Raw genomic sequence first — 22,392 nt, 5'->3', positions numbered from 1 at the left:
TATGATTTAGTACTGAGTTTACCGTCAACGCACAGAAATTAAGGTAGGGATATAAAATGACAGCACGTATTCAAGTAGGTGGATTACACATAGCGCAAGCATTGTGGCAATTGGTCGACAGTGACATTTGCCCAGGTACTGGCATTGATTCAGCAACCTTTTGGGCAAAATTTGAGGATATTATTAGCGAATTTTCTCCCGTTAATGTGAAGCTGTTAGAAAAAAGACAACAACTACAACAGCAAATTGATCAATGGCATATTGACCATCCCACCAAAGATTTTGACCCTGCACAATATAAAGCTTTTCTATTTGAAATAGGTTATCTGGTGCCTGAGGGTGAGGCTTTTCAAATTAGCACTGAAAATGTCGACCATGAAATTGCCGCGCAAGCGGGACCACAACTTGTGGTGCCGGTTAAAAATGCTCGCTTTGCGCTTAACGCTGCCAATGCACGTTGGGGCAGCTTGTATGATGCGCTATATGGCACTGATGCGATATCTGAAGAAGGTGGCGCGGAGCTCACTAAACAATACAACCCGGTACGCGGCAATAAAGTTATCGCTTTTGCCAAACAACACTTAGATACCGCTTCGCCCTTAGCACAAGGCAGCCATGCCTATGTGACCCGTTATTACCTCGACGCGGGTGTGTTACGGGTGCAATTAACTGACGGCTCTACCACAACCTTAGCCCAAACCGATAAATGTGTGGGTTACCAAGGTAGTGCCGATGCACCAAGTGCTATTTTGTTAGTTAATAATGGTCTGCATATCGAAATTCAAATAGATCCAAGCAGTGTTATTGGTGGCAGCGATCGCGCTGGTGTTAAAGACTTACTGGTTGAAGCCGCTGTTACCACCATTATGGACTGTGAGGACTCTGTCGCCGCAGTGGATGCTGAAGACAAGGTTGAAATTTATCGTAATTGGTTAGGTTTGATGCAAGGTAATTTATCTGCTTCGCTGACTAAAAATGGCAAAGAGATTGTAAGAGAGCTCAATGACGATCGCGTCTATACCGCAGCTAATGTCAACCAGAGTACCAACCAGAGTGCAGAGGTAAAAACAGTCACGTTACCCGGTAGAAGTTTGCTATTTGTGCGTAATGTGGGTCACTTGATGACCATTGATGCTGTGCTGGATAAAAATGGCAACGAAGTGCCTGAAGGGATACTTGATGGCATGATCACTGTGCTCGCTGCGATGCACGACCTTAAAGGTAACAATAATGGTCGTAGTAATAGCCGTAAAGGTTCGGTGAATATTGTAAAACCTAAAATGCATGGTTCTGAAGAAGTGCAATTTACCTGTGACCTGTTTACTAAGATAGAAGATGCGCTCAAGCTTCCGCGTAATACGATTAAGGTCGGCATTATGGATGAAGAGCGCAGAACGACACTGAATTTAAAAGAGTGCATTAGGGCTGCGAAAGATCGCGTCGTGTTTATTAATACCGGCTTTCTTGACCGTACGGGTGATGAGTTGCATACCTCAATGCTAGCGGGCGCGTTTGTGCCTAAATCGGTGATGAAGCAGCAAAAGTGGATTAGTGCTTACGAAGATTGGAATGTCGATATTGGGCTTGAATGTGGCTTACAAGGTCGCGCTCAAATCGGTAAAGGCATGTGGCCAATGCCAGATGAAATGGCAGCAATGCTTGAACAAAAAGTGGCTCATCCTAAAGCGGGCGCAAATACAGCGTGGGTGCCGTCGCCAAATGGTGCCGTGCTGCATTCTACTCATTATCACCAAATTAATGTGGCAAAAGTACAGCAACACATTAAGCAACGCCCACGTGCTAGCATTGACAGTTTGTTAACCATTCCTTTACTTGCTGAAGGGGTAACACTCACCAATGAGCAAATTGCTTTTGAACTAGAAAATAATGCCCAGGGTATTTTGGGCTATGTTGTGCGCTGGATTGATCAAGGTGTGGGTTGTTCAAAAGTGCCAGATATTAATAATGTCGGCTTGATGGAAGACAGAGCAACCTTGCGCATTTCGTCGCAATATTTAACCAATTGGCTTGAGCATGGCATATGCAGTGAAGCACAAGTGATGGCCGCGTTGAAAAAAATGGCCGCTGTGGTCGATACTCAAAATGCAGGTGATCCGCTGTACACTAATATGGCGCCTCACTTTGACGGCATCGCCTTTAAAGCGGCATGTGATCTGATTTTTAAAGGCAAATCTCAACCATCTGGTTACACAGAGCCTTTGCTACATGCTTATCGAATTCAAGCTAAAGCAGGTTAATCTTTACCGTTAATACTTGCACTGAGTGACTAAATAACCTCAACTCGGGATAATAAACGCCTTTCAAGCAGTCCTTTGCCCTGCTAACTGCGTTGAATGAACTTGCAATAGGCTAGCTATTGAGGCGTTCATTCGCCTTGTTAGCAAAACAAATGACAAGTTTGAAATAGTTGAACAATAATACTTTGATATTAAGCATTTTGTTTCCATTTCTAATCCCGAGATCAGGTTATTTAGCTTATTTCAGTTAAGGAGATAGACCATGAATGTGCGCGATATTATGACCCCTAATCCGGTGTGTATTAGCCATGAGGCTAGCCTTAAAGATGCGCATCAATTAATGCAAAGCCGTAATGTGCGTCATTTACCGGTGCTCAGTGAATCAACAGGGCAGTTTATTGGGATGCTAACCCATAAAAAGATGATCGCTGTTGTATTAACCATGCTCAATAAGTATGGCCAAGGGGCGTTAGATAGAAAGGAGCGCTTTACGCCTATTGCCGAGGTTATGGATACCCAAGTGCAGAAGCTCGGTTTGGACGAGCCGCTGACGGTTGTAGTGCAATATTTTATCGATAATAAACTGGGTTGTTTACCTGTGGTTGATGAACACAATAAGGTACTAGGGATTGTGACATCGTCAGATTTTGTCAAACTTTGCCAGCGCCTACTACTAGCGCAAAAGTAACGATATTGGTCTTTTTCTGCTCGAGCTAAGCAGAACATTGACATGTGCAGCCTGAGTTGACTCTCAGTTTTACATTTATGTATAAGTGAAATATAGCTCTACAGCTAGCCTGAATAAAATGGTGACTAAACCAATAATAAATGTAGAAAATACTAAAATAAATATAGGAAGATAACCTAAAATCCCTTCATTTGCTTTAAGTGTTGCAAAATGTATGATTCCGTAAAACGTTACGGAATAACCGATGAAATGGAGGACATAATAATCTATCGTAAATATGTTTAATGCACAGTATATCGCTACAAGGCTGGGAATAAAAAAGGAGCATAGACCTAGCACTAAATTAGAAGTACTAGCAACCCAATGTCGTAAAGGTTGGTTTTCATATCTTTCTACTTCAAGCTTAATCTGTTCATCTAGTGTAAGACCTGTCAGCTTCATTTCTTTAGCTCTTCTGGCAAGATGTTGCTTTGAACGTTTGTTATCAAGCCAAATACTAAAACCAAAAAGCAGAAGGCAGGCTGCCATGAATATTAATGAGTAATATCCATATTCAACTTTAAAGTAATGACTGTATTTCAAAAGGGTTACCTCATATTTACAATACTGTAAGTTTAATTAATTATTTCTATTAGCCAATATTTTGCAGTTTTAAGATTCAGGCTACTATCTACAAATGGATTGAATTTAGACTAATTCCATCTTTGTTCGAAAACCAAACTAAATAAGTTGTATCATTAATGTCGGCAGTGATGAAAGCTGCACTTTAGATTCATGAAAAATATTACCTGGCAGCCGTGTTTTTTTTCGGTAAAACTAAAGTTGCCTTCTGAATCCGTGATTGTTTCATCAACATACTCTTCGTCACCTAATATTAGACAACGTATGATATTTTGGCTGGTGATAGGTTTTAGTTATTTGATAGTTTTCCATGAATTATGGGGCTGAGTTCTACAGTAGACTTATTAAGCATTCCTAGCATAATTTCATCCTTAAAATTTAAAGTGAACAAATAGATCTAACAATTAGGGGGTATTCAGGTGCCTCCACATTGACTAATTCAAACACCTCTTCGTCATTGCATATATCTGGATTTAGATTTCTTAAGTGTGACTTGCAAACATTAGGACAGGTAATGTTATGTTGATTTGTGGCCCAGATATAAGTTTCGCTATCATTGCCATCCAACGTAAACTCTAAAACTTGTCTAACAACAGGTTCATGTAAAATATTACCTGGTAAGCGTGATTTGATAGCTTTTGCTGTAAAACTAAATTCACCTTCAGCGTTAGTCATACAGTTATCTGAATATTCTTCATCTGCATAGGTGAGGCTACGTTCTATGAGTAGCTCTTTAATGGGGATGCCATTGTTTGTTATTTTTCCTGAAACTTCTGGGCATAATTCAACAGTATGTTTCTTAAGCATTCCTAGCATATTTCTGCTCCTTGCAAATATGGAGAGCGATTATAATCCTAGTATTTAAGAAGTAAACTATTTGCGGGTAAAGAATAAACAATAGATTCAAAACTCCTTTATTTATATATCCTTAATAATGTTTTATGGCTTCTGAATAGTTAGTTTTGGCGTATTTAACATGTCAGGTGATTGCTGAAGTTAGTAGAGGTTGAGCAGACGTTTCTCCCACTGACGGCCTGGCAAATTTAAATCAATGTAAAACAAAAAAAGCGACCTGAAGGTCGCTTTTTTATTGGCTGAAAAATGCAGGGTTAGCGCTGTCTCTTGATCAGATTTCATAAGCTCTCGCCATCAGCAATCATTTCTTTCGCGACTCGGTAGCCTACAACATGAGACTGCAATGTACTCCAACCTTCCCAAACCGCCGTCCAGCTTGCGATCCCTGTTCGTTTGGTATCGGTGAAACCACCCAACTTTGCGATTGATTGATACGCCCATTTCAGACTCGGCGCGCCTTTATCTTTATGCCCTCTAGGCTTATTAAACCGCATTAGCACCTTCCATTCATCTTCTTCGAGTACCGTGTCACAGCGTTGAGCCTCCACTGCTTTGGCCTCCTCAACCAGCCCTTTTTTACGTAAATAATAAGGGATGGTGATGGCTTCTCTGAGTTGCAGTAAACGGACGCCGATAAAAGCTAAGATTGAAACCGCTCTTTCTAAGTTCTTAGGCTCTGTCATTCTTTGGCGCTCAGCTCCTGCACCCGTTTTCCATGCTTTATGAAAATCCTCAATTCGCCATCTTGCGGTGTAAATATCAATAATATGAAGTGCTTGAATTAACGTATCGATTGGCTCTGTTGTTAATAGCACCCAGCGCAACGGCTCAGTAACGCTTTTTGATGTTTTTTCTTGAGCGTACACCACGTTTACTGGCTTAGTCTCACCTTTCGTTTTGAACGTAACCTGTGCCACTTTAATGGTTAGCTTGGCTTTTCTTGCCACGCGGTTTACAGGCTTCCCTTTACTATTTTTTGTCCCCTTCTGGGCGATATCGATAGTGTATTCACCCCGTTCGGCTTGTGATTCAAGATGTTCAAATAACGTAGAGTCAGTCTCTATCAGCGCTCTAGAATGTTTCGCTCGAACGACAAAACGCTCATTATGCTTCTGTTTATCTTGAATATAACTCAGTATGTCTGCTTCTCTATCACACACTGAAATTACCCGTGACATGAGCTTTCCCAAGCGTTGACGGCAGAAATAAGAGGCTTCTGACCACTTACCGCTTTCTTTTTCGTCAGCATCTTCAGGATTATTAGGACGAAGCCAGTATTCTTGATGAATGAGCCCGATAGTCTGAGTCGTGAAGCTGTCTAATAGCAGGGTTGAATGAACCCACCAACCACGTGATTTATCTGTCGTCGTCCCCAGTTTGCCAAGCTCTTCTGCTACTTGATGTTTGTAACTCAGCGCAGTGGTGTCATCAATGGCTAATATCTCAGCATAGGGCTGGGCAAGCTCTGCAGTATGTTGAAAACCAGAAGCTCTAATTACTTCTGGAGAAATGTTGTCGTTACGGATCAATCGATAAGCCCCTTCAACTTTAGCCTCATTACCTTGACATGATAAAGCGATAGACTTACCACTACAACGTGCCATATCTGCAGCGACTTCGATGACACGATCTGTGCGACGCGGGTCACCAAAGAAACCGTTTTTAAAGTGATTGTATGACCATTGCTCTGGGTTGAATATTGACATGGTTTTTCTCTAAGTAACTGAAGTTACTTGATCTGATCACAGTTCACCCCAGAAGTTCAATATTTTTTATACTTGTGTAGAAGAGTCAGGGGTTAGCGTTAACGACACAAATCACCAGTCGTTAAATCAATGATGATGTTTATTGTAATGACGCCACAATTTCACGGAAAAATTCGATGGTTTCTTGTTTTGAATTCAGTTCATCAAGAAAGCCTAAATCTGCACTATTTTTAACGATCACCACATTGTGTTTTTGGTTTACATAAATATATTGTCCATATACACCGACACAGAAGAATTCACCTTGCTGTGCTTCTGGCGGTAACCAAATTTGATAGCCATAACCTAATTTTCCGACCTGCGGTTGTAGGTAATCTGCTTGCGGTGTAGTGGCGGCTTTTATCCAAGCAGCTGACACGATTTGTTTGCCATTAAATGCGCCATTATTGAGTAATAAGCGGCCAAAGCGGGCGTAGTCACGGGTGGTAACATTTAAGCCGCCTAATGCAAATGCGCTACCTTGAGAATCAGTCAGCCAATAGGCATCGCTTTCCATACCGATGGTGTTCCAAATGTTTTGCTGTAAAAGTTCGACTAATGATTTATTAGTTACTCGTCTTAGAATCATGCCAATAACGTGGGTGTCCATGCTGACATAATGAAATGCTTTGCCTGGGGCTGACTCATTAACCAGTTCGCTGGTCATTTGATCTAACGAGCCGCCAATGGCCAGTACTCGGCCCATTTTGTTAATGTCAGAATAAAAATCTAGATAGTCTTCGTTCCACTTAACCCCGGACGACATTTGCAATACGTGTTTTACTTTGACGTTGCCATAACCAGACTTGGCAAGTTCTGGCAGATAAAAGCCGACGGTTTTTTCAATGTCTATGTTGCCAGCATCCACCTGCATGCCGAACAATATCGACACAAATGATTTGGCCATTGACCACGAGATACGCTTGTCATCACTTTTGGTGCCTAGAAAATATTGCTCGTAGGTTACTTTGTCATTTTTAAGCACCAGCAAGGCGGTTGTTGCCCTGCGAGTGAGAAACGCTTCGGTATTAGTTGAGCTGTTTCGATAGGTAAACGATTCAGGCAAAGGTGTTAAGGCGACGTCGAACACATAAGGCTCGCCTTGTTTATCGATTTTTTTGTTAAAAAAGACATCCTTCATATTGGAGAAATTATTTACCACGAGGGATTCATCAAATAAGGTGACTACGCTGTATAAGCGATTAACGCTTTGCCAATTAAACGCGACAAGAACGATGACAATAATGAAGATGCTTAGTAAGGCAGCTTTGATGAACTTAAACAAAGTCGACATTGACGTTTCCAGGTAGATAAAATTGATGTAATGACAATAACCTATAGTCATCATCAACATAAATCAAATAGTTAACCTGTTTGTTATTGCCGACCTTGGACGTTATGCACCTTGTGTTGAAATACTCACAATATCCCCATGCGATAAAGCTGCTTTTATTCAAACATCGCCGTTAGATTTACCGCTTATATGTGGTCATTTTTGTGAATGCCAACACCGCTGTAGTGTTTATGTTTACTGTTATTCACCTTGCTGCCATTGGCTAATCTGTTATATCAGTTGTTTTAATTAACATTTATTTAACTGGGTGGTTACAGGTTTATCTATTGCTAAAGTAGGTAATAGTGATGCGCTACACATTACATCTAATGTATTGCATTGAAAAATATCATTAATTTTACATTTTTGGTTTATTTTAGCATTTCATTACTTTAGAGTATGCGCCGCTAGGAAAGCGCGTTAGCCCGACGGTAAGGTTAGGCTACATTTGAGTTAATGGATAAACCCCCTTTTTATGATTTATCCATTCTTTATATCTGCTTGAATCTCCTAGCGTAAAATAATCAAATAAAGGAATGATTGATGAAAAACGTTACTGCATTAGCACTAGTATTAGGTTTTGCTGCACTACCAGCTGTAGCTGCACAAGATGCACCATTTCAACACGAAGCGGGTTTGCAATACTCTGCTAATACTGAAGAGTTCGGTGATGGTCAATGGGATCTAAACTACCGTTTCTATTTCGATTCTGTGTCACAAGAAAAAGGCCCATATGCATTAAATGGCTTTTTAGCACAATCTACCAATGTTGGCGCTAGCTATTCAATGATTGATGATGCTGACATTGATGTTTTCTCTGTTGATGGCACTTATGTTTTTGATTCAAAGTGGTTTGTTGGCGCTAAAGTAGAGCGTTTTGACGCTGGTGTTTTCGATACTGATATTTACCAACTTGATGTAGGTTATTACTTCAACGACAGCTCAAAAGTAGCGGCATTCTATGTTGATGGTAGTGATATTGACTCAAGCTATGGTCTTGAAGCTCGTAGCTTTATCGATCTTAAAAGCACTACTGGTATCGATTTAGGCGCTATGTGGACTCATACTGATGCAGACGATCTCTTTAATGTAAACGCTGACTGGTATGTGACTAAAGCATGGTCTGTGGGTTTAGGTTACGCAGACATCGGTTCTGATGATTTTTTCATTGCTAAAACAGCTTACTGGTTACGCATCTCTGACGCTTTTTCTGCAACATTTGAATTGTCTAAAGATCTTGATTCAGACGTAGACGGTTTCGGTGCTGCAATTGGTGTTGTTGGCCGTTTCTAAGCTAAAAGGCTATTAATAATAGCTTATCAATAAAAGCTTATTGATATCGATCATTTACCCCAAAAAAAGGAGCCTTAACCAGGCTCCTTTTTTGTCTGTGTATCCATATTGTGTCTGTAATAGTGGCAAAATAATTCAGTTATAAATATCGTCTGAAACGTCACCGTGTAAATGACAGCATGCACTTTCGTACAGCTCGACATTAACCGTTTTTAGTAGCCAACTTGGTGGCTAAAGCTTCTACTTACGCACTTGGAATAAGACGTGATTGTCTGATAGTCGTGTGCTTAGCGAAGGTTATTTGAGTGTTATAGATAAAAAAAAGCGAATCGATTGATTCGCTTTTGAATGTTAAAGATTCAAGTCCTGTTGTGTCTGTTGCGCTTCAGCTGTTAAGTGTTGCTGCGCTTGGTCACGAGGCTTAATCTTAACGGTCTAAGTTCATTACCTTAGTCCAGGCTGCAGCAAAGTCATTCACAAACTTTTGCTTCGATGTATCAAACGCATACACTTCAGACACTGCACGAAGCTCCGAGTTTGAACCAAAGACTAAATCGACTGAGGTTGCAGTCCATTTTTTGTGACCTGACTGACGATCAAATCCTTCATAAATACCATCGGTTGACGATTTTTCCCAAACCGTAGACATATCAAGTAAATTGACGAAAAAGTCATTGCTTAAGGTGCCCGGAGTGTTTGTGAGTACCCCATGTTTCAGCCCTTTGTAGTTAGCATCAAGTGCGCGTAATCCACCCACTAAAACGGTCATTTCTGGCACCGATAGGTCAAGTTGGTCTGCTTTATCAACTAACATGTCCACCGGCGACTTGTAGCTTTGCTCTGCGTCAAAGTAATTTCTAAAACCATCAGAAGTTAGCTCAAGTAAACTAAAGGCATTGATATCGGTCATCGCTTGTGTGGCATCACCACGACCGGCATTAAATGGCACCGATACAGTAAAACCTGCATCTTTAGCGGCCTTTTCTATTGCAGCCGTGCCCCCTAGAACGATTAAGTCGGCCAGTGATACTTTGCTTTTACTAAACAAGCTGTCGTTGTAGTCCGCTTGAATCGCTTTTAGTGTTTTAATCACTTTAGCGGTTTCAGCCGGATTATTTACTGACCAGTCTTTTTGAGGTGCTAGTGCAATACGAGCACCGTTTGCACCACCGCGCATGTCTGAATGACGGTAACTTGCCGCAGATGCCCAAGCTACACGCACTAACTCTGACACGGTTAAGTCAGACTTTAGAATTTGTGCTTTAAGTGCTTGCACGCCATCGGCATCTATATTTGATTGTGTTTTATCATCTATAGGATCTTGCCAAATTAGACTTTCTTTAGGGACTTCTTTGCCTAAGAAATTACGTGATGGGCCCATATCTCTGTGCGTCAGTTTGTACCAAGCTTTAGCGAAAGCTAAGCGGTATTCTTCTGGATCGGCTAAAAAGCGTTCAGCAATTTTTCGATACTCAGGATCATACTTTAATGCTAAGTCTGCTGTTGTCATGACAGGAGCGTGAAACTTGCCTTTAACATGCGCATCAGGAACGGCTTTATGCAAAGACTCGTCTGTTGGGATCCATTGAATAGCGCCAGCAGGGCTACGAGTTTGTTTCCACTCAAAGGTAAGTAAATTGCTTAGATACAAAGAGGTCCATTGTGTTGGGGCTTGAGTCCAAGCACCTTCTAAACCACTGGTGATAGTGTCTTCTGAGTGGCCTTTACCGCATTTGTTTTTCCAGCCAAGGCCTTGCTCTTCGATACCCGCTGCAGCAGGTTCAGCACCTAAACAATCTTTAGGCTTGTGTGCACCGTGCATTTTACCAAATGTGTGTCCACCCGCAATTAGGGCTAGGGTTTCTTCATCGTTCATCGCCATACGTTCAAAGGCCACACGAATATTTTTGGCTGAGCCCAATGGGTCTGGTACGCCTTTTGGGCCCTCTGGGTTTACGTATATTAAGCCCATGTGAGTGGCACCAAGCGGGCGCTGTAACTTGCCGCTACTATCTTCACGGTCGCTAGCAAGCATTTCAACTTCTGGTCCCCAGTACACCATGTCTGGTTCCCAATCATCATTACGTCCACCGGCAAAACCGTAGGTTTTAAAGCCCATATTTTCAAGTGACACATTACCCGCTAACACTATCAAATCAGACCAAGAAATGGCTTCTCCATACTTCATTTTGATTGGCCAGAGTAAACGTCGTGCTTTGTCTAAACTCGCATTATCGGGCCAACTGTTGAGTGGTTCAAAACGTTGCTGGCCACCACCTGCGCCGCCGCGGCCATCAAGGGTGCGATAAGTACCTGCGCTGTGCCATGTCATGCGGATAAAAAAGGGACCATAGTTGCCATAGTCTGACGGCCACCAATCTTGAGATGTGGTCAGTAACGCATTAATGTCTAGTTTTACTTTATCAAGGTCAAGGCTGTTAAATGCCTTGGCGTAATCAAAGTTTTCGCCATAAGGATTAGAGCGCTTATCGTGATCTCGTAGCGCAGATAGATTGAGTTGATCAGGCCACCAAAATTGATTTGTTTTAGCCTGGTTTTCTAATGCTATCCCAGTTCCAACCGCTCCTTTGGGCTTGGTCATTTCTGACTTTTCGTGATTGTTGGCGAAAGCTGAGCCGGATATAAGCAGCATGCTGACAAAACCCGCGAGTACTTTCTGATTAAATAATGGATGTTTCATTGTTAGCTTCCTTAAAGTTAACGCATCTCCGCTTCATGTGAAGATGTATGGTTACGCTAAAATACAAAACCTAATTAACCACTCAAGCTATTAACTATCTACTTGATGTACTCGAGGATTAAAATCAGGGCTTAAATGACTAAGCGAAAACAGAGTATAGGAAAGTATCTAAATGGTAGGTGCGAATAAAAACGATTGTTCTAATCTGAAAAGCTGATGCTAATGAAGAATAAAAATAAGAGGGAAGATCATAAATAAGTGGGGGGGACACACTGATTATTTGCTGACTTATATCGCATTATATTTATTGGCAAGTAGTAGCAAGCCAAAGCATTTATTATGCAATAGACCTGAATTCAAATAATATTTTTATGGTGACTTGAGCAGTATTTAACTAAGCTAGTAAAAATGACACGCTATTTTCTGGAGCGCTAATGAAGTATGTAGTGGCAATATTATGTTTAATTCAAAGCTCGTGGTTATTGGCCCAGGAGTATACGTTTGGGGTTGTGCCGCAATACGAGCCGCAAAAGTTGAATGCAATTTGGCAGCCTTTACTTGATCAGGTCAGTGAACAGACGGGGGTGACGATTAAGTTAGTCACTGTTGAGTCTATACCTGTATTTGAACAAGCCTTTGCTAATGGCGAGTATGATTTTGCTTACATGAACCCTTGGCACAGTGTCATCGCTAACGAAAAACAAGGTTATTTGCCGTTAATAAAAGATGCAGGGCGCCAACTGCAAGGTGTGTTAGTGGTGAATAAAAATAGCGGCATAGACGATGTTAGCCAGTTAGAAGGTGCCGAAATTGCTTTTCCGGCGCCTAATGCATTGGGCGCGTCATTATTAATGCGTGCTGATTTAGCGCAGTTGTATGGGCTAACAATAAAGCCGGTTTATGTGCAAACCCACTCTTCGGTTTATTTAAATGTGGCATTAAACTCTACTAAGGCTGGCGGTGGCGTGTTAGGCACGTTAAAACAGCAACCGCAAAACCTACAAGACAAGCTTAAAATTATTTATAAAACCCGTAAAATAAGCCGTCATCCTATTGTGGCTCATCCAAGAGTTGATCCTGCCATTCAGCAAAAAGTGCAACAAGCTATTTTAGGTATAGGCCAAAGCGAAGAGCACAAGCACTTGCTTGCAGGTATTCCCATTATTAAACCCAGTATTGCGACTTTAGCTGAATATCAGCAATTAACTCAATGGGGGTTACGTTCATTTTATGTTGAAAATTAATGGCTGGCGTAGTTTACGGGCACAGAGTTTTATTGCCGTAATGGCGTTTGGTTTTTTACTTGCCTGTTTATTTATTTTTTATGCGCTACCAGAGCAAGCCCGTTGGGTTAATGATGGATTGTCTAAAACGGCACAGCGATCATTACAACAACTCTCAACCTCTGTCACAACGCCTTTGCTTACCCGCCAATACGCTGAGCTTTACGAGCAAATAGATAACCAATTAGACATTCAGCCTAATTGGAAGGCCATTAAAATAGTTGATACGGCAACCGGTAACCAATTGTATCCGCTTGATGTGTGGAACGGGGCAACCCAAAGCGGTGACATGCTGCTTAGCCAACAAATTATGTTTTTAGAAAAACCATTAGCAAGCATTACGCTAGTGGTTAACTTTACCAATGAAATTAATGAATCATCAAAGCTGCATTACACGCTCATATACATTCAATTTATGATTTTAGTTTTATTTTTTATGGCGCTAGCTTGGTTGGTCGATTATAGAATTACTAAGCCATTACGCTCATTAGAATTTGCATTTGCACAGCTGGCAAAAGGTGATTTTGATTGTCATGTCGATAAGCACCAAAATAACGAAGTGGGCAGTGTCATTAATGCGTTTAATCACATGGCAACCGAGGTCGCGAGTAATCATCAAAAATTAAATACCCTGCGAATACAGGCTGAGTCGGCAAGTAAAGCAAAGTCAGATTTTATGGCCAGCATGAGCCACGAATTGCGTACACCGTTAAATGCTATTTTAGGGTTAGCACAGTTATATGAATATGATGATCTTGCTAATAAAGTCCAAAAAGACAATGCCAAGGGCATATATCGGGCTGGTGAACATTTACTGTTATTAATAAATGATGTGCTTGATTTAACTGCGATTGAGTCAGGTAACATGCAGTTCAGTTTTGATTATGTGCCAATCAAGCATGTTGTTGAGGATTCAGTCGAGTTTGTAAGTGAACTTATCAATGCACAGTCGATGACGATTCACATCGAGGGATTTAATGAACTCGAAGGGCTGTGCTTTTATGTCGATGAGCGCCGCTTTAAACAGGTAATGTTAAATTTACTCTCTAATGCCATTAAATATAATAAACCCCATGGCGATATTTTTATTAGCTGCAACGTATCGAGCAATAACCAATGCACAATTAGCGTAGCAGATACCGGTTATGGCTTTGCTGCTGATGACGTTTCTCGGTTGTTTAAGCCATTTGATCGCTTAGGTGCCGAAACCAGTAATATTAATGGCACGGGTATTGGATTGGTTATTACCCGAGAATTAGTCGAGCGAATGCAAGGCGAGATAAGGGTACAAAGTGAACTAAACAAGGGGTCGTGTTTTAGTTTAATTTTTAATGCTTTTAAGCAAGCCGATGTACCCATTAAAACTGACTTACTGGCTAAAACAGACTCTACAACTCAATCTGATATAGCAGACATCAGCGAACAACACGTTTCAGCAGAGACCTTACCTATATTAGAAGTGCTGGTGGCTGAAGATCAGGTGATTAATCAGCTAGTGTTAAAGCAACAATTAACCTTGCTTGGGGTACATTCAACGTTTGTGAGTAATGGAGAGCAAGCTTGGCAAACTCTGCAAGATAAACGCTTTAATATATTGTTAACCGATATTCAAATGCCAATTTTAGATGGTTTAGGCCTGGCTAAAAAGATACGAGCAGATGAACGATTTAAAGATTTAGCCATCATTGCGATTACAGCGAACATTATTAAAGAGAATATTGATGCTTGTTACGATGCCGGTATGAATGGTTTTTTAACCAAACCAGTTGAGTTGGCTAAGCTTAAATCGCTTTTAATGGAGCACTCAACAACCATGGTTAATGCTCATATTGAAGCTAAAAAACCGTCAGAGGTTGCGTCTGATTCATTTGATCAGTTAGATCTAGCATTATTAAATGCGATGCTAGGTGATGATCCCACGGTGCATTGCATGGTGTTTAATACCTTTTTACAAACGGCTGGTGAACAAGTTAAGTTAATCAATGCGTATGCGACTAGTGAGAACTACGCCGATTTATCATTTCAAGCCCATGGTTTAAAGTCGTCATCAAAATCGGTTTCGGCATTATTGTTAGCCGACATTTGTCAGCAAGTTGAAACACTGGCTACCAATGGCAGCGTTACCGCTGAGCACGTGAGTGACTTAGAACAATGCTTTAACGAAGTCGTGGTTCAGTTAACACGTTATTGTGAATACTATGAATAATGAACTAACGGACCCTTTGGTTGATTAGTCATTTATAAGCCTTATACCGCTCACAATCGAACAGCTTACTTTAGCGATTGTGAGCAAGGTATTAACGAAATTTGTTTACTTAAATCCGCTTAAAATCTTTGTCTATCATGTTACTGAGTAACAATTTTCCTTCCTGGCTAACTCTAAACTCGCCATATCTAGCGTGTTCAAACTCTTCAGCTCGACCTTCTTGAAAGAAAAAAGCGTTGCTGGCCAGTTTGACTCTGCCGTCACGAACGCGGTACTGGATCCGTCGCTGTGCTGGTGTTAGCGCGGCACCGTTGTAGATACTATCAAATTGGGCGACGCGATTTTGGTCGAGTGTGACAATAAAAAAGCCATCATGGTTATCTGGTGTGTTTGATAGTTCATCGACTGAGCCACTCACTATTCTCGCGATGTCGTAATTTAACGCCATGTAATCGCCTTGCATTAACGACCTAGGGTCGACGGGTGCCAGTTCAAACAGGATGATTTCGCCATTAGCCAACAAGTGTTCTTGTTGATAAATCTTGTAGTTAATACCGACAAGTATCAATAATGCCGCGATAATGGCCCAAAGCGACCGCTTACTGAGTTGGCGTGAGTTGAGCGACGCCATAGTATTTAATTGCATTATGGTTGCTCCTTATCATATGCCGTTGCCGCGGTATTCATTGTCATTTCTGTTCCAGCTGTCTTGTTCGTATTCATGCTCATGGCAAATCTGAGCAGTAGTAACACTATGCCGCTGGCCATTAACCACAGTGATTTATCAAACAAGTCGATGTGGAGTGAGTAATATACCCGTGATCATTGAAAATGCTTGATTTTGTCCCAAATGGGATCATCATAGCCCCATGAAACAAATTACACTCTCGCCAGAACAAAAAGTAGCATTGGAAACTCGACATAAAAGCTCGAGTGATAGGCGTGAGTGTGATCGCATTAAAGCCATTTTACTACGCGATGAAAATTGGCCAACGCCAATGATTGCCCAAGCGTTACGTATTCACGAAACGACCGTAGTTCGATACATTGATGCCTATGCTCACGACCAAAAACTCACGTGTAATAGTGGCGGCTCCTTAAGTTATCTGAGTCAAGAGCAAACTGAACTATTGATTGCACACCTGTGTGAGGTGACCTACTTGCATAGCCATCAAATAGTCGCTTATATCTCAGAACAATTTCAGATTAAGTACACAGTGTCAGGCCTCAATAAATGGCTGCATAAACATCAGTTCAGCTATAAAAACCCTAAAGGGGTTCCTCACAAATTTGATGAAGACAAACAAACGGCTTTCATTGAATATTATGAGCAACTAAAATCCTCGTTAACCCCTGATGAACCGTTATTATTTATGGATGCGGTTCATCCGACCCAAGCCACAAAAATCACCGCAGGCTGGATAAAAAAAGGCGTTGATAAACCGATAGAAACGACGGGAAGCCGAACCCGTATTAACGTGGTTGGTGCAATCCGACTTGGTCACTTAACAGAAGCGGTCATTGAGCAATATAGCAAAACGGTTAACGGTGCATCCATCATCGATTTTTTAAACCAAATTAGAGCGCGTTACTCAACAAGTGGTGTTATCCATTTGGTGCTTGATGGCGCTGGATACCATCGAAATGCCTTAGTAGTTAAAGAGGCTAAAAATCTGAATATAACATTGCATTACCTGCCGCCTTATAGTCCAAATTTAAACCCAATAGAACGATTGTGGAAGGTAATGAATAAACATGCGAGGAATGGGCAATACTTCGCAACGACAAAAGAATTCCGACGAAAAATCACTGACTTTTTTAGCATCACCCTCCCCGATATTGCCGATACACTCGGTGATACAATTAATGATAACTTTCAGAAATTAAAACCTGCAGTTTGAATTCACTTGAGTATAGTACATGCCGATAAAGGCGAGCAGGGCGCATACCGAAATGATGACTAATTTACGTTCGTTATAAAAATAACCTAGCAGTAGCATTAGCAGTGCGGCGCTTAATCCGCTCATGACGATAGAAAGCAGACCAATTAATATTGCCGCTAGGACCACCATTAATTTGTAGCGGGGATACACTGTAACAACTTGACTGTTATTGACATTGCTAGCTGACTGGAGCTGGTTATAAATTTGATTAATCAACCATAATGCAGATAACAAGCTGATGACGATAGCTAAGTAATCACTGAGACTAGAGCTTAATGCCATGAGTACGTTAGGCAGTTCCATCGTGTCGCTCACTTCAGACAACATCAAATTGACGTGTAGTAAACTAATAGCAACGGCATAACCTAGCATTCTGATGCGTTGATAATGTTGTGGCCATCGGTAAAGCTGAGTCCAGATAACCACTAAACTCAGCACCAATAATGGCAATATGAGTAGCGATAAATGGTTAATCACTAAGATGGCTAATAAGCTGGGCACCATGGCTAATGCCGCGACAAATTGATTAGCTCTGTGAGGGATAGCTATCCAGTGTATGGCAAACGTGACCACATAAATGACTGCGATGAGTGTTTCGTTGCTTGATTCTAAGCTTTCGAAGGTGCCAAAAAGCAGCATTATTTGTCCGCATAGACTAAACGCAAATACCATTTGTAGAATAAATTCTTGGCGATTTTTCCCCAGTCGATAATACGCTAAGCATCCTAGAGTAAGCATGCCGCCATAGCCGATAAACGATTCGGTTATATCACTTACAGACGACACCACTAGCATGAAAAATGCCAATAAAAATAGCGCAGCAACCCAGCCGCCAAGCATTTGTGCGGCAATGATATACCAAGGGCTGGCTAACATAGGTTCTGGTGCGGTATCTGTGTTTACCAAGCCTTTATTTTGCAGTGACAGCCATAATGCGTTATATGATTTAGTGTTACTCATGAGCGGCTTCCTCACTGTTAAGCGTTGCCGTTTGAGCAAACTCTTTTTGTAATTGTTTTAGCCAATATAAACTGCCACTGGTTAGGCCTATAACCACCATTGCTATTAGAAAAAAGCCTCCAATGGTGTCGTGGCTATCAAATAGCTCTCTTGAAAGTAGCGAGACAATCGCGGTACTTATGCTGGTTAACACCAGTGTGAGTGGATATAAGGAGGGAGAACGATAACGGTACCAAGCAAATATACTGGTCAGAATGGCGAGGTAAAGCAGCGCATAATAGATAACCTGTTCGCTGGAGTCGTAGCTGAAGTCAAAAATGATCCACACGATTAGCCAGGTAAATGCACTTAGACTAGCAAGTAAACTGGTTGCTTCTACCATGGGGCAGTGAAAATGCAATTGTCCGCGCCATTGCCAACGTTTCGTAAGGGTAAACAATAAGTGAATGACTAAGTTAACTAAGCCAAAAAGCGCGATTTGTTGGATGTCTTCTAATAAAAAACTAAATACAGAAGCAAAGGATTGAAGATATAACCCTAGGCTGATGTTGAGTAATACCACTACCAGTAACCACAACAGATCAAAACCTGCGATGTAAGCAAAAGGTAAAATTAATACTGCCCAAATGGCGAATAGTTGCCATGGATCGGCGCCAGTTTGATAGGTTTGCCCAACTAACGCCAGCAATGCCCCGAGCATAATACTGGCCCCGAGTAACATTGCATTGGCTAAGCTCCAGCCATAAGTCTGTTGGTTGTGTTGAGCTTGCAAATGATATTGATCATGTTGGGATTTTTGCTGTAAATATTGCTTTTTTTGCGCGCGGTTAGTGAGATAGAATCCGCCAATAAACAACGCAAATATGGTTTCGACTATGGCAAATTTATTGAGGTGTGATAGTGCATCCCAGTTGAAGGCCATGAAAAAAATCACTCCAGCGCCAAATAACAACACTCCGAGATACAGTAAGATATTGGCGATTAATAATTGCCAATTTTTTGCGTTTGGATGGGGATAGACCTCTAACATTGCGGCTTTAAGGTTAGCGGGGGCAATCTTGCCGTCTAAAAACCAATGCCATATAGTTGATCGTTTTTGCGTCATCATCCCTTGCCCATTATCCCTTTGATTAAACCCGTGGCAGTCAATACTCTTTCGCTCACTACGCTAAATGTAAACTAACGCTACCGATATGCAATTAAAAATCATATGCAATTAAAATGCATTGAAAATATCATACGGGATTTTAAATACAGACACTTAGCTTAACACTCAGCTTAACACTGATGCTTAGCGTTTATTATTAGTACTTCTTCCCTGGCAGACAGTATCTTTTCGGTGCGACTCACATTTATGACAGCCGCTATTGAGCATCAGGCCGGTATTGCCTACAATAGCGCACGTTTTATTAACTACAGCATACGACAATGAACGACACTACTGCTAAACCCGCTTTACCAGATCGCCTTAGCGTTAATCCACGTAGCCCACACCATGTGGCTGCAATTTTCGAACACGAGATTGGCATTTTGTTTAATGGCAAAGAGCGTGCTGATGTTGAAGAATATTGCATCAGTGAAGGTTGGGTAAAAGTCGCCTCGCACAAAGCATTAGATCGTCGTGGCCAACCGCTTACGATGACAGTAAAAGGCAAGGTTGAAGCGTTCTACAAGTAAGACTGATTACCTGTTATTTATTGTTAAAACGAAAGGCTAGCCGAATGGGCTGGCCTTTGTTGTTTGTAGCGGTGTTATCCATTTGCGTTACAGTCATTAACTCATTTTCCCGTCAAGTACCTAATCGTAAACAATCTCTGCCAATGGTCGCAGTGCTTAAACATGGCATGAAGGCCAACATGACTTTCATTCATGTTGAATAGCTGTAGAATCCGCGCCTTATTTTCCCGTCTTAATAGTTGTTGTTTGTGTATTTATGATGATTGATCTGGCTTTACTTCCTTTATATTTAACCACTGTTGTCGCGTTATTATTAATTCCTGGACCTGACATGCTGTTGATTGCGAGTTCTAGTTTGAGCTATGGCCGCAAAGTGGGTGTGTATGCCTGTTTTGGTAATGCCACCTCTGGACTGGTGTTAACCTTGCTTGCTGCTATGGGTGTTTCTGCACTTGTGGCAATGAATCCAATGGCGTTAGAGCTATTACGGGTATTGGGCGGGGCGTATTTATTGAAAATGGGTTGGGATTGCATGCGCAGTGGTACAAGCGACGCGCCCGAGATTACCCAACAAGGTAATGTTGCAAAATTACTCTATCGTCGTGCGGTACTGAGCAATTTACTGAATCCTAAAGCGTTGATCTTTTTTGTGTTATTTTTGCCTCAGTTTGTGTCTACTCAGTTGAGTGCTAGTTCAGGTGAACAAATGCTGGCGCTAGGTTTGTTGCTGAATGTGATGGGATTGACGTTCAATTTGCTGTTGGTAGCATTAGTGGGTAGTTTGGGTAAATCTTTGCTCAAAAACGAAAAATTCCGCACATATCAACATAAATTTATGGGTGTAATATTTTTTGCATTAGCCATTTGGTTACTCGCATCTCAAGTTCAAAGCATTGCTTAACCTTTAAGGTTGAAAGAGGCGGTTAACTAAAAACCACGGTCATTAGCCGTGGTTTTTTTGATCTTATTGCTGGCGCATTCACATCGATGATGTATTTGGCGAGTGACGAGTTATCGTTATGCTTCAGTTTTAGCGAGTTTAATCGCTGCTATCTCTTTTTCAACCGCAGCAACCACAGCATGAGGGCTGCTCAGGTATTGTGAGTGATCGATAAAAATAGCGTTATCATTAACGGTCATGACTAAAACGGGAAAGCCGGTCGTACCAATGACTTGTTGTATCTCTTCTATGCCTTCCAGTACGTACTCTGCGTCCATACTGAGCTCATCTTTAAACACTTTATTTGATGGTGACAGCTTAAATTTTTCTACAATGTCATTAAAGTCGTGCTTGTTGCTAAGCGGGTTGCCTTCAATGAAATGGGCTCTTTGTAGCGCATTGAGCACATCTAATTGCTTGTCAGCTTGTTTGCCCTGCAACCAGGCCATAAAGTTTGCGGTTTTGATTGAGCTTTTAGGACTGTTTACGTAACGAATATGATCGCGGCCAAATTTCAGTCCACTCATTTTTGCAGCCGCTTCCATTTGCTCTTCGCCAGCACTGTCTTTGCCAATGTAATGTGCGCTATGCAGTAAATGTACATTCATTTCGGGATAGGCTTGCTGCAATGCATTCACCAACGGTGTGGCGGCATAGCTCCAAGGGCAATGTGAGTCGTAGATAAAATAAAGCTCAGTGGTCATTAAGTGAATTCTTGTTTGCGAGTCAGATGTGCTGATCCTAAATAGTTTATGAGTATTATACAATCATTGAATCTGCACCAATTGAGCTGAAGTTGCCTGAGGCGTTGAATAAACGATAGCTTTCAATACTGTATAAAAAACGGCTACCGTATAAAAGCAATTGCCTATAGGATTAACACTAGCGACTAATATGCATGGCGTCGGCCAAGTCCAATAGACGATTGAGCTTTTGATTACATAACACTCAACCATGCTGATGTAGATTAAACGCATGTGGATTAATGACAAGGAATTAGTTCAAGTGACTTTATGGACACTAGATTATTATGATTAAACCAATTTGTTTTTTTGCTGCACTACTACTTTCATTATCAAGTTATGCAGAAACGCCAAGTACGGTTAACACACTAGGTGATACGTTCACTTGGCCAGGCGGGAGCAAGTTAGCCGTTAGTCTGTCTTATGATGATGCGCTTAATAGTCAGTTAGATAATGTGATACCCGCGCTGGATAAACATAATTTCAAGGCGTCTTTTTATGTGGTAGTAAACTCTCCGGTTATGAATGTCCGATTAGATGAATGGCGTGCAGCAGCTAACCGTGGCCATGAGCTTGGCAATCACAGTGTTTATCATCCTTGTCGAGCCTCTTTGCCGAACAAAGATTGGGTAGAGGCGCATCATGATCTTGATCATTACAGCGTGGCGCAGATGATTGAAGAGCTAAAAGTAGCCAATACTTTTTTAAAGGCCATTGATGGTCAATCGGAACGGACTTATACGGTGCCTTGTGGCGATATGGTAATTGGCGCTGATGTGTTGAGTCACCAACAATACCTGAGTCAGCTCAATGAGTTATTTACTGCGGTGAAAGGGCAAGGGAAAAATTCTCGATTTTCACTGATATTATATCCAGAAGGCCAAAGTGGCAAAGAGCTTATCGATTATATTCGCCATATTCCCGCAGATACTTTACTGGTAAACGTAATATTTCATGGGGTTGGAGGAGATTATTTATCGGTGTCATCTGAGGCACACGCTGAATTATTAACGTTTTTAGCCAATAACCGGGAGGCTTATTATGTTGATTCATACATCAACTTGATGAAATATGCTGACAGTAAGCTGTAAGTGTTCAATCATTTGATGGTAGGCAAGGGAGTGTAGATGGCAGGTTGATAAGCCT

20 protein-coding genes are annotated in these 22,392 nt (G+C 41.4%); 10 read left to right on the top strand and 10 right to left on the bottom strand.

The features are described from left to right. Positions 1–56 precede the first annotated feature (56 nt). Complete coding sequence (locus tag HNW13_RS10350) at positions 57–2,258, top strand: malate synthase G (RefSeq protein WP_192115533.1); 2,202 nt, start codon at positions 57–59, stop codon at positions 2,256–2,258. Positions 2,259–2,520: 262 nt separating this feature from the next. Then, positions 2,521–2,946, top strand: coding sequence for a CBS domain-containing protein (locus HNW13_RS10345; RefSeq protein ID WP_192115541.1), 426 nt, complete (start codon positions 2,521–2,523; stop codon positions 2,944–2,946). A 75-nt stretch (positions 2,947–3,021) separates the two neighbouring features. On the opposite strand, the gene HNW13_RS10340 is transcribed toward HNW13_RS10345, so the two are convergent. From HNW13_RS10340 to HNW13_RS10320, 5 genes are all read right to left on the bottom strand, one after another. Further along, positions 3,022–3,528 carry a hypothetical protein gene (locus HNW13_RS10340; protein ID WP_192115544.1) on the bottom strand — a complete coding sequence of 169 codons (507 nt, stop codon included), beginning with the start codon at positions 3,526–3,528 and terminating at the stop codon, positions 3,022–3,024. Between the two features lie 417 nt (positions 3,529–3,945). Beyond that, complete coding sequence (locus HNW13_RS10335) at positions 3,946–4,383, bottom strand: DUF6795 domain-containing protein (RefSeq protein ID WP_192115546.1); 438 nt, start codon at positions 4,381–4,383, stop codon at positions 3,946–3,948. A 180-nt stretch (positions 4,384–4,563) separates the two neighbouring features. Beyond that, positions 4,564–4,704 carry a hypothetical protein gene (locus HNW13_RS10330; protein WP_192115548.1) on the bottom strand — a complete coding sequence of 47 codons (141 nt, stop codon included), beginning with the start codon at positions 4,702–4,704 and terminating at the stop codon, positions 4,564–4,566. Then, the gene (locus tag HNW13_RS10325; RefSeq protein ID WP_192114076.1) at positions 4,701–6,128 is read right to left on the bottom strand and encodes an IS4 family transposase; all 1,428 of its coding nucleotides are present in this window, start codon (positions 6,126–6,128) and stop codon (positions 4,701–4,703) included. The genes HNW13_RS10330 and HNW13_RS10325 overlap by 4 nt, the downstream gene beginning before the upstream one ends. 139 nt (positions 6,129–6,267) lie before the next feature. After that, entirely contained in the window at positions 6,268–7,461 is a 1,194-nt protein-coding gene (locus HNW13_RS10320) for a serine hydrolase (RefSeq protein WP_243756239.1), read from the bottom strand. A gap of 582 nt (positions 7,462–8,043) precedes the next feature. On the opposite strand from HNW13_RS10320, the gene HNW13_RS10315 reads away from it, so the two are divergent. After that, positions 8,044–8,793: a putative porin gene (locus HNW13_RS10315; RefSeq protein WP_101086018.1), complete on the top strand. Its 750-nt coding sequence runs from the start codon at positions 8,044–8,046 to the stop codon at positions 8,791–8,793. A 427-nt stretch (positions 8,794–9,220) separates the two neighbouring features. Here HNW13_RS10315 and katG read toward each other — a convergent pair whose 3' ends face one another. Next, positions 9,221–11,494 carry a catalase/peroxidase HPI gene (gene katG / locus HNW13_RS10310; RefSeq protein WP_192115554.1) on the bottom strand — a complete coding sequence of 758 codons (2,274 nt, stop codon included), beginning with the start codon at positions 11,492–11,494 and terminating at the stop codon, positions 9,221–9,223. Positions 11,495–11,928: 434 nt separating this feature from the next. Between katG and HNW13_RS10305 the strand changes: the two genes are divergently transcribed. Beyond that, positions 11,929–12,738, top strand: coding sequence for a phosphate/phosphite/phosphonate ABC transporter substrate-binding protein (locus tag HNW13_RS10305; RefSeq protein ID WP_192115556.1), 810 nt, complete (start codon positions 11,929–11,931; stop codon positions 12,736–12,738). Then, a complete protein-coding gene (locus HNW13_RS10300) occupies positions 12,725–14,983 on the top strand; it encodes an ATP-binding protein (protein ID WP_192115558.1) in 2,259 nt (752 codons plus the stop codon). Before HNW13_RS10305 ends, HNW13_RS10300 begins: the two co-directional genes overlap by 14 nt. A 109-nt stretch (positions 14,984–15,092) precedes the next feature. On the opposite strand, the gene HNW13_RS10295 is transcribed toward HNW13_RS10300, so the two are convergent. Further along, entirely contained in the window at positions 15,093–15,629 is a 537-nt protein-coding gene (locus HNW13_RS10295; protein ID WP_243756238.1) for a GDYXXLXY domain-containing protein, read from the bottom strand. 223 nt (positions 15,630–15,852) lie between these two features. Here HNW13_RS10295 and HNW13_RS10285 point away from each other — a divergent pair, with 223 nt between their 5' ends. Beyond that, complete coding sequence (locus HNW13_RS10285) at positions 15,853–16,884, top strand: IS630 family transposase (RefSeq protein WP_124013279.1); 1,032 nt, start codon at positions 15,853–15,855, stop codon at positions 16,882–16,884. Here the strand turns inward: HNW13_RS10285 and HNW13_RS10280 are convergent. Further along, the gene (locus HNW13_RS10280; protein ID WP_192115563.1) at positions 16,867–17,886 is read right to left on the bottom strand and encodes a DUF4401 domain-containing protein; all 1,020 of its coding nucleotides are present in this window, start codon (positions 17,884–17,886) and stop codon (positions 16,867–16,869) included. The two genes, HNW13_RS10285 and HNW13_RS10280, sit on opposite strands and share 18 nt — an antisense overlap. Beyond that, a complete protein-coding gene (locus HNW13_RS10275) occupies positions 17,879–18,994 on the bottom strand; it encodes a DUF2157 domain-containing protein (protein ID WP_192115565.1) in 1,116 nt (371 codons plus the stop codon). Before HNW13_RS10275 ends, HNW13_RS10280 begins: the two co-directional genes overlap by 8 nt. Positions 18,995–19,314: 320 nt before the next feature. Here HNW13_RS10275 and HNW13_RS10270 point away from each other — a divergent pair, with 320 nt between their 5' ends. From HNW13_RS10270 to HNW13_RS10260, 3 genes are read left to right on the top strand one after another with little or no spacing between them, the layout of a single operon-like run. Next, the gene (locus HNW13_RS10270; protein ID WP_011638562.1) at positions 19,315–19,563 is read left to right on the top strand and encodes a DUF3297 family protein; all 249 of its coding nucleotides are present in this window, start codon (positions 19,315–19,317) and stop codon (positions 19,561–19,563) included. Positions 19,564–19,607: 44 nt separating this feature from the next. Beyond that, the gene (locus HNW13_RS10265) at positions 19,608–19,766 is read left to right on the top strand and encodes a hypothetical protein (protein ID WP_192115567.1); all 159 of its coding nucleotides are present in this window, start codon (positions 19,608–19,610) and stop codon (positions 19,764–19,766) included. Between the two features lie 53 nt (positions 19,767–19,819). Then, positions 19,820–20,464, top strand: a complete 645-nt coding sequence (locus HNW13_RS10260) for a LysE family translocator (RefSeq protein ID WP_101086012.1) — start codon at positions 19,820–19,822, stop codon at positions 20,462–20,464. A 116-nt stretch (positions 20,465–20,580) separates the two neighbouring features. Here HNW13_RS10260 and HNW13_RS10255 read toward each other — a convergent pair whose 3' ends face one another. Further along, entirely contained in the window at positions 20,581–21,207 is a 627-nt protein-coding gene (locus HNW13_RS10255; RefSeq protein WP_192115569.1) for a protein-disulfide isomerase, read from the bottom strand. Positions 21,208–21,533: 326 nt separating this feature from the next. Here HNW13_RS10255 and HNW13_RS10250 point away from each other — a divergent pair, with 326 nt between their 5' ends. Further along, positions 21,534–22,337, top strand: a complete 804-nt coding sequence (locus HNW13_RS10250; protein WP_192115571.1) for a polysaccharide deacetylase family protein — start codon at positions 21,534–21,536, stop codon at positions 22,335–22,337. Positions 22,338–22,392 lie beyond the last annotated feature (55 nt).

Source organism: Shewanella sp. BF02_Schw (assembly GCF_014596695.2).
Classification (GTDB): Bacteria; Pseudomonadota; Gammaproteobacteria; order Enterobacterales; family Shewanellaceae; genus Shewanella.
This window is presented reverse-complemented; position numbering and strand designations above follow the sequence as displayed.